The sequence below is a fragment of the Oceanobacillus sp. NCCP-135 genome, assembly GCF_059698015.1.
On record NZ_BAAKSZ010000050.1, the window covers coordinates 1 to 14,349 of the forward strand.

At 37.3% G+C, this 14,349-nt stretch carries 12 protein-coding genes and 1 pseudogene; all 13 read right to left on the reverse strand.

Annotated features, from left to right (window positions below; translation table 11 throughout):
- Window positions 1-385 precede the first annotated feature (385 nt).
- Window positions 386-649: pseudogene (locus tag AC6HVZ_RS18795) on the reverse strand (thymidine kinase); the annotation flags it as partial.
- Window positions 650-999: 350 nt separating this feature from the next.
- Window positions 1,000-1,245 carry a type B 50S ribosomal protein L31 gene (locus AC6HVZ_RS18800; protein WP_497559666.1) on the reverse strand — a complete coding sequence of 82 codons (246 nt, stop codon included), beginning with the start codon at window positions 1,243-1,245 and terminating at the stop codon, window positions 1,000-1,002.
- A gap of 155 nt (window positions 1,246-1,400) precedes the next feature.
- The gene (gene rho, locus AC6HVZ_RS18805; protein ID WP_497559667.1) at window positions 1,401-2,681 is read right to left on the reverse strand and encodes a transcription termination factor Rho; all 1,281 of its coding nucleotides are present in this window, start codon (window positions 2,679-2,681) and stop codon (window positions 1,401-1,403) included.
- A gap of 519 nt (window positions 2,682-3,200) precedes the next feature.
- The gene (gene glpX, locus AC6HVZ_RS18810; protein WP_497559668.1) at window positions 3,201-4,169 is read right to left on the reverse strand and encodes a class II fructose-bisphosphatase; all 969 of its coding nucleotides are present in this window, start codon (window positions 4,167-4,169) and stop codon (window positions 3,201-3,203) included.
- A 98-nt stretch (window positions 4,170-4,267) separates the two neighbouring features.
- Window positions 4,268-5,554: a UDP-N-acetylglucosamine 1-carboxyvinyltransferase gene (gene murA / locus AC6HVZ_RS18815; protein ID WP_497559669.1), complete on the reverse strand. Its 1,287-nt coding sequence runs from the start codon at window positions 5,552-5,554 to the stop codon at window positions 4,268-4,270.
- A gap of 161 nt (window positions 5,555-5,715) precedes the next feature.
- Entirely contained in the window at window positions 5,716-6,357 is a 642-nt protein-coding gene (gene fsa / locus AC6HVZ_RS18820) for a fructose-6-phosphate aldolase (protein ID WP_497559670.1), read from the reverse strand.
- Window positions 6,358-6,404: 47 nt separating this feature from the next.
- Window positions 6,405-7,262 carry a class II fructose-bisphosphate aldolase gene (locus AC6HVZ_RS18825; RefSeq protein WP_497559671.1) on the reverse strand — a complete coding sequence of 286 codons (858 nt, stop codon included), beginning with the start codon at window positions 7,260-7,262 and terminating at the stop codon, window positions 6,405-6,407.
- Window positions 7,263-7,359: 97 nt separating this feature from the next.
- A complete protein-coding gene (locus tag AC6HVZ_RS18830; protein ID WP_497559672.1) occupies window positions 7,360-7,719 on the reverse strand; it encodes a response regulator in 360 nt (119 codons plus the stop codon).
- A 316-nt stretch (window positions 7,720-8,035) separates the two neighbouring features.
- Window positions 8,036-9,643: a CTP synthase gene (pyrG, locus tag AC6HVZ_RS18835; protein WP_497559673.1), complete on the reverse strand. Its 1,608-nt coding sequence runs from the start codon at window positions 9,641-9,643 to the stop codon at window positions 8,036-8,038.
- A 195-nt stretch (window positions 9,644-9,838) separates the two neighbouring features.
- Window positions 9,839-10,324: a DNA-directed RNA polymerase subunit delta gene (gene rpoE / locus AC6HVZ_RS18840; protein WP_497559674.1), complete on the reverse strand. Its 486-nt coding sequence runs from the start codon at window positions 10,322-10,324 to the stop codon at window positions 9,839-9,841.
- 277 nt (window positions 10,325-10,601) lie between these two features.
- On the reverse strand, window positions 10,602-10,856 hold the full coding sequence (locus tag AC6HVZ_RS18845; RefSeq protein ID WP_497559675.1) for a hypothetical protein: 255 nt from the start codon (window positions 10,854-10,856) through the stop codon (window positions 10,602-10,604).
- Window positions 10,856-11,464, reverse strand: a complete 609-nt coding sequence (locus AC6HVZ_RS18850; protein WP_497559676.1) for a hypothetical protein — start codon at window positions 11,462-11,464, stop codon at window positions 10,856-10,858. The genes AC6HVZ_RS18845 and AC6HVZ_RS18850 overlap by 1 nt, the downstream gene beginning before the upstream one ends.
- Window positions 11,465-11,532: 68 nt before the next feature.
- Window positions 11,533-14,136 (reverse strand): peptidoglycan recognition protein family protein, encoded by a 2,604-nt coding sequence (locus AC6HVZ_RS18855; RefSeq protein ID WP_497559677.1) that lies wholly within the window; start codon window positions 14,134-14,136, stop codon window positions 11,533-11,535.
- Between the last annotated feature and the right edge of the window lie 213 nt (window positions 14,137-14,349).

Here is a 14,349-nt window from a genome sequence, read left to right on the forward strand (position 1 = left end):
ACATTATTTCAGATTTCATCCTGATTTAAAGTGAAATTGACTACCTGTAATAATGTGCTGATTTACACTACATGCTTCTAACCAATCATTAACCTCAAATATAGGAATATCATCTTCAGTAATTACATATAACCTTCTATACCCTGATGGCAGTCTTGGACTTTTAATTCACGTCTTTTCCACTTTAAGCCCGTATGTCTTTTTCTCCAACTAAATTCCCCTCCCCCTCAAAATACAAACGAACGTTCTTAATTCATTCTAATTATATCCATAAAAAAGATAGTGTACAACTATTTATTATTGTACACTATCGTATCACCTAAAATTTATGGATTAAATTAATATGTCAACTATTGATATATCATGAACAGTTTGGGTACAAAACATCGATTCCTACAATATCAACGTTCTTTCCAACTCTTTTCAAAAGGTCTTTAGCGTTGTCTACCGGTATTGCAACAGTTGATGCTCCATTATGTGATACGACGGAAGTATCATCATATCTGTCGTCAATTGCCGGTTTAAATACTTGTACTGTTAAATTTGCATAGGTTGCCCTACGAACACGGCGAATTAGTTCCTCTGACTTTCCCGAAAACATGCTGCCACAAATTACTTCTACCCAACCACTTTGTTTCATCACGTACATGAACAGGGAACTCCCTTCAACATTTTTCCTAGTATATAGCTAAGTTTACCACTTACTTGAGGTAAACCTAACCAAAGTTTATATATTTTTTCCAGTAAAAAAAACAGGCAACGTGAAGACATTTTGCCTGTTTTTTTACTTGCTTATATAAATTAGACTGGATCCTGAACCAGAAGCCTTGGCTATTCCATACTCTTGCCCTGTCTTCTGGAAGCAGTCGCAGCCGTCTTTTATTAGTGCAGCTTCGAAAGCTAGCGACATAAGTCGTAAGCAAATGACATCCCAAGAGCGAAAGATCACGCTTCTTCCGGTATATTGCTAGTGTCAAGCTTACCAGTCGCTTCAGCACTTTATTTCATATTATATTTTTTCTTGAATCGGTCTACACGGCCACCGACTTTGTCTGCTTTTTGTTTACCTGTGTAGAATGGGTGTGAATCTGAACTGATTTCAACTTTGATTAATGGATATGTGTTGCCATCTTCCCACTCAATTGTTTCATCTGAACTTTTTGTTGAACCACTCAAAAATTTAAATTCTGAGCTGGTATCTAGAAATACTACTTTTCTGTACTCCGGATGAATTTCCTTTTTCATGTCTTTCCACTCCTTTTTGCCCTGAGTCCCTTGGAAACAGAGTTTATTGCGGGGAGTTCATAAGTGTAAATACCTTAGCTAAACTCACATAAAAAGATTATAACAGTACCCTCATTTGATTGCAATAGAATGGAAGTAAAAAATATTTCCAATACCTATCTTTTAATACCCTTTCGTTTCATCTCTTCATCCATTATTTGCAGAAATTCCTTATTATTATCAGATGCTTTTAACCGTCTTAAGAAACGTTCGAGGAAATCGTTGGAATCTTGCATTGTTTTGCGAATTGCCCACATTTTGTCAAGATGACCTTTATCCACAAGCAATTCTTCTTTACGCGTTCCGGAACGTAAAATGTCGATGGCAGGGAAAATTCTACGGTCTGCAAGATTACGGTCAAGATGCAGTTCCATGTTCCCTGTGCCTTTAAATTCCTCATAAATGACATCATCCATACGGGAGCCTGTGTCAACTAATGCAGTTGCCAGGATCGTAAAGCTGCCACCTTCTTCAATATTTCTTGCTGCCCCGAAGAATCGTTTCGGGCGGTGGAGGGCTGCAGGGTCAATCCCACCAGAAAGTGTACGACCACTTGGTGGGATAACTAAGTTATATGCACGTGCCAAACGAGTAATACTATCCATTAAAACAATAACGTCACGTTTATGTTCAACTAAACGCATTGCTCTTTCCAATACAAGTTCAGAAACCTTGATATGATTTTCTGGAACTTCATCAAAGGTAGAACTGACTACATCTACATCAGCATGTACAGAGCGCTCAATATCCGTAACTTCCTCTGGTCTTTCGTCAACTAATAAAATAATTAATTTTGCATCTGGATGATTTTTGGAAACGTTGTTCGCAATTTCCTTTAAAAGCATTGTTTTACCAGCTTTTGGTGGTGCTACAATCAGCCCGCGCTGTCCAAATCCTACTGGAGTCATCAAATCAATAATTCGAGTGGATATTTTTTTCGATTCAACCTCCAATTGCATTAATCGATCAGGATATAAAGCTGTTAGTGCCGGAAAATGTACACGGTCTTTTGAGGAATCAGGATCTTCACCATTAACCGCATCTACATGAAGTAATCCGTAATAACGTTCATTTTCTTTAGGTGGGCGAACCTTTCCAGATACTTTATCTCCGTTTCGTAAATCAAATCTGCGAATTTGTGAAGCAGATATATAAATATCTTCTGCACTTGGAGAATAATTAATCGGTCTTAGAAAACCGAATCCTTCAGAAGGGATTATTTCCAGAACACCATCCATAAAGAGAAAGCCATCTTTTTCTGCTTGTGCTTTTAAGATTGCAAAAATGAGTTCTTTTTTAGTTAATTTCGCATAATATGATACTTTGAATTCTTTCGCTAAAGCATAAATTTCTTTCAGTGTTAACGTTTCTAAATGAGAGATTGTTAATTCAGCCATAAAAATCACCACGCCTATTCGTTTTTACATTCAAAAGTGGATATTCAAAAGTCCGGTAAAAATAACACGTCTTCAGAGGATCTTCTACTTATTATCGACATGGTCTTGATAAAGTAAAAGTATTTTCTTTCTTACGATGTGAATGCAGGGAAGGATATCCTATGCTCAAAGCTTCATCGCCATGAACTTTCCGGTCTTTTTCATCTCCCTTTTGAACACTTTCTATTAAAGATATATAAAAAATTATGTTTGTCCCATCAGCAAGTTATGAACGATGAGCAGTTTACTTTTCTTTGGTAGGTCTGTCCTTGAAGAAAAGAAGGTTATTAGAAGCTAGATTAGAAGTTCCATTACTTATAAACTAGAGTAGCCAATTTATACATGTATTAAACATATACCATATTACTCTTTTAATTGCGATAATTCAACTCTATTTTTTGATTTAAATGTTTAATAGAAAAGGAAGCCAAGAAGACTGGTGGCTTCCTTTTCTTTTTTTAGGAAGATTATTAAATATAATTAGGATCCCATGACAAGATTAGGTTTTTTTTGCAGGCTATGTTCTCCGTCAATAAAGCGAACGGTACCGCTTTTCGCTCGCATAACCACTGTTTGCGTAGTGGCTTTAGAGCCTTTAAATTGAACGCCTTTAAGTAATTCACCATCGGTAACTCCAGTTGCTGCAAAAATTGCATCATCACCACTACAAAAGTCATCCATATATAAAACTTTGTTTACATCTGTTACACCCATTTTTTCACAGCGTAATTTTTCTTCCTCATTTGATGGAACCAGCTTCCCTTGGATTTCACCGCCTAAACATTTTAACGCTGCTGCAGCTAAAACTCCTTCAGGTGCACCGCCCTTACCAAGCAGTATATCTACTCCAGTATCATCAAATGCTGTATTAATTGCTGCTGCTACATCTCCGTCGGGAATCAATTTAATTCTTGCGCCAGCCGCACGGATTTCCTCAATTAACTTTTTATGACGGGGACGATCCAATACGACTGCAACAACATCTTCTATATTTTTATTTTTTGCTTTTGCTACTGCTTGCAGGTTTTCAAAAGTGGAGGCATTAATATCTACCTTGCCTACTGATTCTGGACCAACTGCAATTTTATCCATATACATATCTGGCGCATGTAATAATGTACCTTTATCTGCAATTGCAATGACTGCCAGTGCATTCCAGGTACCCTGTGCAACAATGTTTGTTCCTTCAAGAGGGTCAACCGCCACGTCTACACCTGGACCAGAACCAGTACCAAGCTTTTCGCCGATATATAGCATAGGTGCTTCATCCATTTCTCCCTCACCGATAACAACGGTACCCTGCATCGGAATTGTATCAAATACATCACGCATTGCTGATGTTGCAGCATCATCTGCTTCAACCTTCTTTCCTCTTCCCATCCAGCGAGCTGAAGATTGAGCTGCAGCCTCAGTTACACGTACTAATTCCATTGTTAAACTTCTTTCCATGTGTTCCCTCTCCTTTATTGATATAAATTATCCTCATCCCAAAAGGAAAATTTATGAAAGGTTGGAGCAAAAAGACAAGCTGTTCGCTCATCATGGATTTATGAATTTTGAATTTGAACTATTTCTTGTTCGGTCATCTCTTCACGCCATATGTTTGCACCGAGATGAAGTAATTTCTCTGTGATTTTTTCATAACCTCTGTCAACATGCTCAAGACCGGTAATTTCTGTTATACCATTAGCCATTAAACCGGCAATTATTAGTGACGCTCCTGCACGAAGATCTGAAGCTTTCACCCGGGCACCTTGCAATTGAACTGGTCCAGAAACAATAGCTGATCCACCTTCAACTTTTATGATAGCATTCATACGTCTTAATTCGTCAATATGTTTTAAACGTGCAGAATAAATCGTATCTGTAATCACACCTGTATTCACGGCTTTCGTTAAAATGCTAGTAAATGGCTGTTGCAGATCTGTTGGAAATCCAGGATATACCAATGTTTTAATATCTACACTTTTCAGTGGGTTTCTTGGTGTGATCAACAACTGCTCATCACTTGCCTCAATCGAAACACCCATCTCACGCAATTTAGCCAGCAGTGACTCCAAATGCTGTGAAATGACATTATCAACAATCACTTCTTTCCCCTGTGCTGCTGCGGCAATTGCATACGTGCCTGCTTCAATACGGTCAGGGATAATCGTGTGTCTGCAGCCATTCAGTGATTCTACACCTTCAATACGAATGACATCAGTACCGACACCTTTAATTTTTGCACCCATATTTGTCAGCAATGTGGCTACATCAATTATCTCCGGCTCCTTAGCCGCATTTTCAATAATTGTTTTACCTTTTGCCTTTACTGCTGCAAGCATGATATTAATGGTTGCACCAACACTGACTACGTCAAGATAGATTCTGGCACCTCTTAATTCTTTCGCTCGAAGATAAATTGCCCCTTGCTCATTTGTAACTTCGGCACCAAGTGCTTCAAACCCTTTAATATGCTGGTCAATTGGGCGCGGTCCTAAGAAACATCCACCAGGCAAGCCAATAACAGCTTTATTAAATTTCCCAAGCATAGCTCCCATGAAATAATAGGAGGCTCGCAACTTTTTAACTTTTCCATTTGGCAATGGCATAGATACCATATTCTCAGGATTTATGTGAACAGTTTGTCCATCCCATGCTACTGTACCACCAATTTCCTCCAGCAAATCCCCTAATGTATATACATCAGAAATTTCCGGAAGTCCTTCGATAGTTACATCTGAATCAGCTAATATTGCGGCAGGGAGCAAGGCTACGGCGCTGTTTTTTGCACCGCTTATTCGTACCTTGCCATTTAATAAATGACCGCCTTCAATTAACATTTTTTGCATTTAAAAACCCCACTTCTTGAGGTTGTTCAAAGCTTAATTTGAACACACATCTTTTGAAGTAATTACTTTTCCCCTTAACATCTAGGGGTAGGAAATGGATCCTTTCCTTTGGCATCTTCTTCTTTCAACTTATCTTGTGCAGCTTTTCCATTTTTATGCAATTAATTTTGCTTATTCCAGTCTGCTAGGAATCTTTCAATACCTTGGTCTGTTAATGGATGTTTTACGAGCTGCTCCAATACGTTCAAAGGAATGGTTGCAATATGTGCTCCATTTAACGCTGCATCTATTACATGTAATGGATGTCTAATGGAAGCTGCAATGATTTCCGAATGAATATGATGACGGTTGAAAATTTCTGAAATGGTTGCGACCAGATTCATGCCGTCATGTCCAATATCATCTAAGCGCCCTAAAAATGGTGAAACATAAGTAGCACCAGCACGTGCTGCAAGAAGTGCTTGGTTTGCATTGAAGATTAATGTGACATTTGTTTTGATATTTAAGTCACTAAATGCCTTTACTGCTTTTAGCCCTTCGATTGTCATTGGTACTTTTACTGTAATATTCGGGGCAATTGCAGCTAATTCTTTCCCTTCATTAATCATACCTTCTGCATCTTCAGCAATGACTTCTGCACTTACAGAACCTGACACTTCCTCCGTAATTTCACGTAAGCGGTCATGAAATGAGACGCCTTCTTTTGCTACGAGGCTCGGGTTTGTTGTTACACCAGCGAGTACACCAAGCTCATTTGCCTTTCTTATTTCATCAATGTTCGCAGTATCAATAAAAAATTTCATTTAAGCAAGCCCCCACTTCTGAATTGTTTTATTCAAGCAATCATCACTTAAGCTTTTTGTGAAGAACCAAACTCGCGCATTTTACCAATAACTGTTTGTTTAATTGCTTCAGTACCTGGTCCTAAATATTTACGTGGATCGTATAAATCCGGTTTTGCATCTAGCGTTTCACGAACTGCTTTTGTCTGCGAAATTTGGTTTTCAGTATTTACATTAATTTTTGCAGTACCTAATGAAATGGAGCGTTTAATATCTTTTGTCGGAATCCCGGTTCCACCATGTAATACTAATGGAAGTGCAATTGTCTTAGAGATTTCCTCCATTTCAGTAAAACCTAAGTTTGGTTCCCCTTTATATGGACCGTGAACAGAACCTAATGCTGGGGCTAAACAGTCAATTCCAGTTTGGTTAACAAGTTCCAGACACTCTTTAGGATCTGCATAGATTACGCCATCTGCTATTACGTCATCTTCCTGGCCACCAACAGTACCAAGTTCTGCTTCTACAGAAACACCATGAATATGTGCCAGTTCCACCACTTTACTTGTTGTAGCAATATTTTCTTCCAACGGATCATGCGAAGCATCAATCATGACAGAAGTAAAGCCTGCTTGAATTGCTTTTGCACAATTTTCAAAGCTTGAACCGTGGTCTAAATGAATCGCTACAGGCACAGTTGTACCATAAGAATCCATTAATGCTTTTACCATGGATACAACTACTTTAAAACCACCCATGTATTTTCCCGCACCTTCAGATACACCTAGAATGACTGGTGATTTTTCCTCCTCTGCTGCTTGGAGAATAGCTTGTATATACTCCAAATTATTTATGTTAAATTGTCCAACTGCATAACCATTTTCTTTCCCTGTTTCTAGCATTTCTTTCATAGAAACCAATGGCATAGTATATCCTCCTCTTCGATGAATACATTCACCTGTTTAATTAATCTACAATATAAGAATACCAATTCCAGCATCCAGGTGCAAGAATAGAGAAATTTTAATCGAGTATCGTCTTTACAAGCTCGCAAACATCCGATACATTAAATGGCTTTGCCAATACTTCTTTCACTGAACTGTAGTTTCCGATTTCTGTTAGTATATCTTCTGCTAAACCGCTCATTAGTATTGCTGGTATGTGAATTTCAGCAGCTTCCATTTCCTGTAAAACCTTTGTTCCATCAAGGATTGGCAGTTTATAATCTAAAATAATTAAGTCAAATGCACGCTCAAAAATTTCCGTTAATGCTTCTTTTCCTGTATGAGCTGTAAATACTTTATATCCTTCATTTTCAAGAATATCAGTTAATAACATACGTATTCCTGGCTGATCATCAACCACCAAAATTTCCTTAACCAATAAACTTTCCCCCTTTAGACTTTCATCCCCAATTACTTTAATTCTAGATAGGACTTCCATTTTCCTGCAAAGATGTTAACTTTTGTTATCGCTAGTAAAAGGATTTTTCTGAAAGGATAGGACTTTGAAAATTCCTCCCATGCTGTGGTTTCCCTTTCCTGTTGCACCTTCTATTGGACAGTTCCAGCTTGGGTTTAGGCAGTTTTGTCTATGACGGAGTTTATAGCTATTGTAGACCCACTCCAAAGATTAAAATCAGCAAAATAAGTCCTTAAACAAAAGCCCCAAAAAGGAAGTTCCTCTTCGGGGATTCAATTTAATTATTATGTTGTTCAACAGCTGCACCGATAAATCCTTTAAATAAACTATGTGCTTTTGTCGGGCGTGATTTGAACTCTGGATGGAATTGACATGCTATAAACCATGGATGATCCCCCAGTTCAATTGTTTCCACTAATCTTCCATCTGGACTTGTACCCGAAAAAATAAATCCATTATCTGCCATTTGTTCTCTAAAGTTATTGTTAAATTCATAACGATGACGATGGCGCTCCTCGATTAAATCAGCTCCATTGTAGGCAGCTTGTATTTTAGTTCCCTCGGTTAATTTACATGGATATTTACCAAGCCTTAATGTACCACCAAGATCTAAAACTTCTTTTTGCTCTGGCAGTAAATCGATAATTGGATATGGAGTGTTGGGATCGATTTCTGCTGAATGCGCTCCTTCTAAACCTAGTACATTTCTTGCAAATTCAACGGTTGCCAGCTGCATTCCGAGACAGATGCCAAAGAAAGGAATTTTACTTTCACGAGCATAACGAATTGCTTCTATTTTTCCTTCAATTCCCCGATTGCCAAATCCTCCTGGCACAATAATTCCATCCACATGGGCTAACTCTTTTTGAATTGTTTCTTTATCTAATATTTCCGAGTTAATCCAGTGTACTTTAATATCCGTACCATAAGCAAACCCTGCATGTTTCAATGCTTCAACTACAGAAATATAGGCATCTGGAAGCTCCACATATTTTCCTACTAAACCAATATCCGTTATTTTTGAAAGATTTCTCACATTGGAAACAAGTGTATTCCATTCTTTCATGTCTGCTGGTCCACAATCTAACCTAAAATGATCACATGTAATCTGATCCAGGTTTTGCTCCTGCAAGGAAATGGGTACTTGGTAAAGTGTATCTGCGTCCTGCATTTCGATCACTGCTTTTTCGTTGATATCACAAAATAGGGCAATTTTTTCTTTCATATCCTTACTAATAGTATGTTCTGTGCGCAGTACGATAACATCAGGCTGAATACCCAGTGAACGCAATTCCTTTACACTATGCTGTGTAGGCTTTGTCTTCATTTCACCAGCTGCTGCAATATATGGAACAAGTGTACAGTGAAGGTACATCACACTGTCTCTTCCCACATCCTTCTTAATTTGGCGAATAGCTTCAAGGAATGGCAATGATTCAATATCACCAACCGTACCACCGATCTCTGTAATTACAACATCTGCACTTGTTGCCTCACCTGCACGAAATACCTGGGCTTTTATTTCATTTGTAATATGAGGGATAACTTGAACGGTACCACCTAAATAATCGCCACGGCGTTCTTTTTTAATAACAGATGAATAAACCTTTCCTGTCGTAATATTGCTGTACTTATTTAAATTGATATCAATAAATCTTTCATAATGTCCCAGATCGAGATCTGTTTCTGCACCATCCTCTGTTACAAAAACTTCTCCATGCTGATATGGACTCATCGTTCCTGGATCCACATTGATATAAGGATCAAATTTTTGAATAGTAACCTTTAATCCACGATTTTTTAATAAACGCCCAAGTGAAGCGGCTGTTATTCCTTTACCCAGTGAAGAAACCACCCCACCAGTTACAAAAATATATTTAGTCACTGCTTATCCCTCTTTCCTCGATATAATCCCATCATATTTTTTTATTCTGTACTAAAATCTTAATTAAATAATAAAAAGCGCCTCCCCTAATAGGTAAGGGAAACGCTTTGGAAGTTAAATTTAAAAGAGCCCAATAAGAATTCTACTCATCCAGATTAAAAAAGTCAAGCAAACTTCCCAAGACTTATTTAAAATTTATTTTTCATCTTCCTCATCGTCATCTGAGTCCTCATCTTCATCAAATTCTTCATCAGCAAACTCATCTTCTGAATCTTCAAGTTCATCTTCATCAAAGTCATCGACAATTTCCTCGATATCCTCATCAACTATATCAAGTTCCTCTTCTGTAACTTTCTCTTCTTTTTTCTTTTTCTTCGCTTTCTTCTTTTTCTTTTTCGGAGCTTTCGCAACTTCCTCATCCATTTGTTCAACAGGATACCAGCGTTTTAAACCCCACATGTTTTCCCCAATCGTGATAAAATGTCCATTGACATTCAAATCTGTGTAAAATTGAGAAATTAATTCTTCTTTTTCTTTTTTGGAGAATCCTTTCAGTTCCGCAATTTTTCCAAAAATATCTTTGAAGTTAATTGCCTTTTTTTTATCCAGTAATATTAAATTTGCCAAATCAATCATTGACATATTCTTTAATTCCTCATGGCTGTATTTCTTCAAGCTCATAGCAACACTCCCTTTACTTATATAATAAGGCTTTTTGCCCGACTGAAAATACTATAGTGATTTTTTCTTATTATACTACAATAACCGAATTAAACCATACCATAACATTATAAACAAATAGTTACTGATTATGCTAGTGATCAAGTAGAAAAAAGCTGAGAAAATGAAATTAATTCCTCAACTTAATCTTTATGAAGGCGTTTGCCTCTTGCCTTTTCCCTACGTCGCTCGACTGGTTTATCACTCTTTTTTCATGAATTGATAATTCATCCAAAGGCTATCTTTTTTTAATTTCTTTTAACTCATTAAGGATTTCTTTATGTATTTCCAAATTCTTTTTCTGTATTTCAAGAATTTCCTTTTCCCGTTCGGCACTTTCCGTTCTTAAATTTAAAAGCTCATTATAGTTATCTTTATTTTCTTCTCTTTCACTTTTTATAAAAGATACTTGCTTTTTAAGCGCTCTAACAATGAGAATAATCACTAAAACGGGGACTATAATTAAAATAAGTAAATATATATAAAGCTCCATTACTCCTTTACCCCTTCATTAAAATTTATTTCAATATCAAGATCTTCTCCTATTGACTCACCACTTCCATCGGTCGGGGATTTCACATGAAGTGTTGCTTTATTTATGTTTTCCACCTTAGATTCTTCAAAGAAGTAAAATAGAACTCGAGTCAAATCTCTTTCGCTTAAATATTTCATCTCAACTTTTGTGCTCATGAAATCATTAGGAGATTCTACTTTTTCTCCCGTATCAGTTGTTAGTTTAAGATGTTGAGAATCAAAATTAATATCTTCATTCTCTGTCGATATAACCATAGCTAATTGAATATAATCCACATCCTCTTTTCCAAATTCGTCAATGAAATATTCATCAGCAAACGTTCCGCTAACGAGATGTGCTTCTGGCACTGTGATGGAGATAGGTCCAGATTTAAAAGAACCTATTTCTTCAGCCTTTTTTACAACTTCAAAATCACCATAATTGTATTTGTTATTTGGCATATCATTCTTTTCAGTACTTGACACAGACTCTTCTTCTGGACTTGTATTTTCAATTTTAGTACTGCCGTCGCTACATGCAGATAAAAGTAAAGGGATAAATAAAAATAATATAAGTAGCCTACCCACAAAAAAACCTCCCATAGTATTATGCAAGGTAAACCTTAACAGAAAACTATGGAAGGTGCAATAAAAATTTAAATAGCTAGAGGAACTCTCCAACCATATAAAGCAATATATCTTAAAATCAACATGATACTTGCTATTGCGTAACCAGCACTCAACAATAAAACTACAATTAGTAATAACAGTAAAATTAAACCTCCTAATCTTCTAATTGTTTCTTCAGTATCCCAATCAATATCTTCCAAGACAATTTTCTCCAACACATAAACACCGTCATCTACTTTTCTTAAAACCTCTATAGTTAACCAGTTCGGTTCTAGGAAAGGAGGTGTTGTAATTATTTTAGGATCGAATATACTCATGCGAATTTCAACAATATTAGATAATTCATTATTTGCGGCGTTATTAAATTCAACCTTAGCTTGCCTCAAATCACTTGCTACAGGAATTAACCCTTCATCTAACAAAACCATTAAGGCTTGGTTGATAGTACCATCAAGTATATCTCCTTTTAAGGCTTTATCCACTGGTAGATCCCATTTCCCTTGGGTAGGATCTCCTATAATTATTGAACCAGACAAACTTCCTTTTATTGGTCCAAAGTTAACATTGTATTGCTTTTCGTAACTGATCGAACCTACTGCTTCTTTAGTATAGAATTCATAAACATCAGCAAAAGGTGAAGTTGCGCTATAAACGGTCGGATCATTTGGGTCTAGATTCGATGCAATTGAATCGAAAATTTGATTACGAAAACTTTGAAATTGGTACAAAAGATTAGCGGGACAAAGTTTACCGCTCCAATAGTTATGGGTTACGACATTATTTATTGGTATCTTGTAGTCAGTCATAAGTTTTGCAACTAAGGCAGCAGCATTTTTTCTTGTTTGATAGAAGTTACCAGTTGAATTTACACATAACTCAATACCAATACTGTTTCTATTTCCGGCTCCATCACCTGCATGGTAACCCGTTTCATTTAATGGAAGATGTTGATAAACGACAGATCGATCATCCACCGTAAAGTGCCAAGATACATTAGTAGTAGGATTTCTTACATATTCGGCATGCATAGCAGCCGTAGCAGAAGGTGCAGTGTTAGCTGTTTCATGAATCGTGATATAAGTTGGATTCAAGTAGAATCCTGGACGGTTCCAGTTTGATGATGGAATAAAAAGTTGAGCTATAGAAAGATCATCAAAATTACCTCCAGAAAAGTCATCGCCGTCAGAACGGCCTTCTTTGAGCCCTAATGAACCCTGTGTTTCAGGCCCGGCCATTCCATCAACCGTCAAACCATTAGCAATTTGATAACGACGAACAGCATCTTCTGTTGCTGGACCGTAACTTCCATCGATGTTATCATGGTAAAAGCCTTTATCGGCTAGAACTTGTTGTAACAAACGGACGGCATGACCAACATCTCCTGGTAACAATGCACTTCCATATACTCCGATAACTCGTGAACCACCCGAACCAGCACCAGAGATTCCAAGAGAAGATAAGGTTTCAGGCCCGGCCATTCCATCAATCGTTAAACCGTTCATAATTTGATAACGACGGACAGCATCTTCAGTGTCAGGCCCGTAAAAACCATCTACTCCATAATTTGCAGCATTTATATCTGGATAGAAATTGTTATCCACTAATGCTTGTTGCAAAATTCGTACTGCCTCCCCAGAATCCCCTGGTTGCAAGGCTCCAATTGTACCGGTTTTAAAACTTCCATTATAAATACCTAAAGATGATAAGGTTGCGGGCCCCGCCATACCGTCAACCGTTAAGGCATTCGCACTTTGATACCTACGAACAGCATTTTCTGTAGCTGGACCATAACTTCCATCTATATTACCAGTATAATAATTTTTATCAGCTAAAGATCGCTGCAAAATTCTTACCTCTTCACCTAAATCCCCTGGTTGTAATGCCCCAATTGTAACAGTTCCTTCAGAAACTCCTCTATAGATACCTAAAGAAGTTAAGGTTGCGGGACCTGCCATTCCATCAACTTCTAAACCATTTACACTTTGATAGTTTCGAACAGCACTCTCTGTAGCTGGTCCATAGCTTCCATCAATACTACCAGTATAATAACCTAAATTTTTCAGGTTCTGTTGTAAGATCCGTACCTCCTTACCTAAATCTCCTGGTTGCAAGGCTCCGATTGTATTAGAATCATTGGAAACTTGACTATAGATGCCTAATGAAGATAAGGTTTTAGGTCCTGCCAACCCGTCGACTTTTAAACCATTCATAAGCTGATAACGACGCACAGCTTCCTCTGTATTTGGACCATAGCTTCCATCAACTCCATAATCAGGAGCATTAATATTAGGGTAGAAATTATTATCTACTAAAGCTTGCTGTAAGATTCGTACTGCTTCTCCTCTGTTACCTGGTTGTAAGGCTGTGATTCCGCTGTTAACTGAACTCCCTTCATATAATCCTAGCGATGATAAAGTTTCAGGACCGGCCATTCCATCAACCGTCAACCCATGAACAATTTGATAACGACGGACAGCATCTTCTGTATCCGGTCCATAACTTCCATCAACACCATTATCAGATGCATCTATATCAGGATAGAAATTATTATCGACCAAGGCTTGTTGTAATTCCAATACATCTTGTCCAGTGTCTCCCCTGCTTAAAGCTGTTCCAACTACAATACTCAATGTAATCATCCTTTCAGAAATTTTTTATCACGAAAGGGTGTTAGACAGCTACTTTACACACCCTATAATAGCGGCTGTCTATTTCGTATAAAAGGTAAAGGGTGTAGGCAAAGAAAAAACACAACCTTTTCTTAAATAATATTTAAAATTTAAGTTTCGCACCTTGATAACTTAATAAAAAGAGCCTTCTTAAATAAGATAAAAAGACATAAA

What these genes read in the sequence shown, in the direction of transcription:
- AC6HVZ_RS18800 (WP_497559666.1), bottom strand. Translation starts at nt 1,245, where the DNA reads ATGAAAAAGGAAATTCATCCGGAGTACAGAAAAGTAGTATTTCTAGAT.
- rho (WP_497559667.1), bottom strand. Translation starts at nt 2,681, where the DNA reads ATGGCTGAATTAACAATCTCTCATTTAGAAACGTTAACACTGAAAGAA.
- glpX (WP_497559668.1), bottom strand. Translation starts at nt 4,169, where the DNA reads ATGGAAAGAAGTTTAACAATGGAATTAGTACGTGTAACTGAGGCTGCA.
- murA (WP_497559669.1), bottom strand. Translation starts at nt 5,554, where the DNA reads ATGCAAAAAATGTTAATTGAAGGCGGTCATTTATTAAATGGCAAGGTA.
- fsa (WP_497559670.1), bottom strand. Translation starts at nt 6,357, where the DNA reads ATGAAATTTTTTATTGATACTGCGAACATTGATGAAATAAGAAAGGCA.
- AC6HVZ_RS18825 (WP_497559671.1), bottom strand. Translation starts at nt 7,262, where the DNA reads ATGCCATTGGTTTCTATGAAAGAAATGCTAGAAACAGGGAAAGAAAAT.
- rpoE (WP_497559674.1), bottom strand. Translation starts at nt 10,324, where the DNA reads ATGAGCTTGAAGAAATACAGCCATGAGGAATTAAAGAATATGTCAATG.
- AC6HVZ_RS18845 (WP_497559675.1), bottom strand. Translation starts at nt 10,856, where the DNA reads ATGGAGCTTTATATATATTTACTTATTTTAATTATAGTCCCCGTTTTA.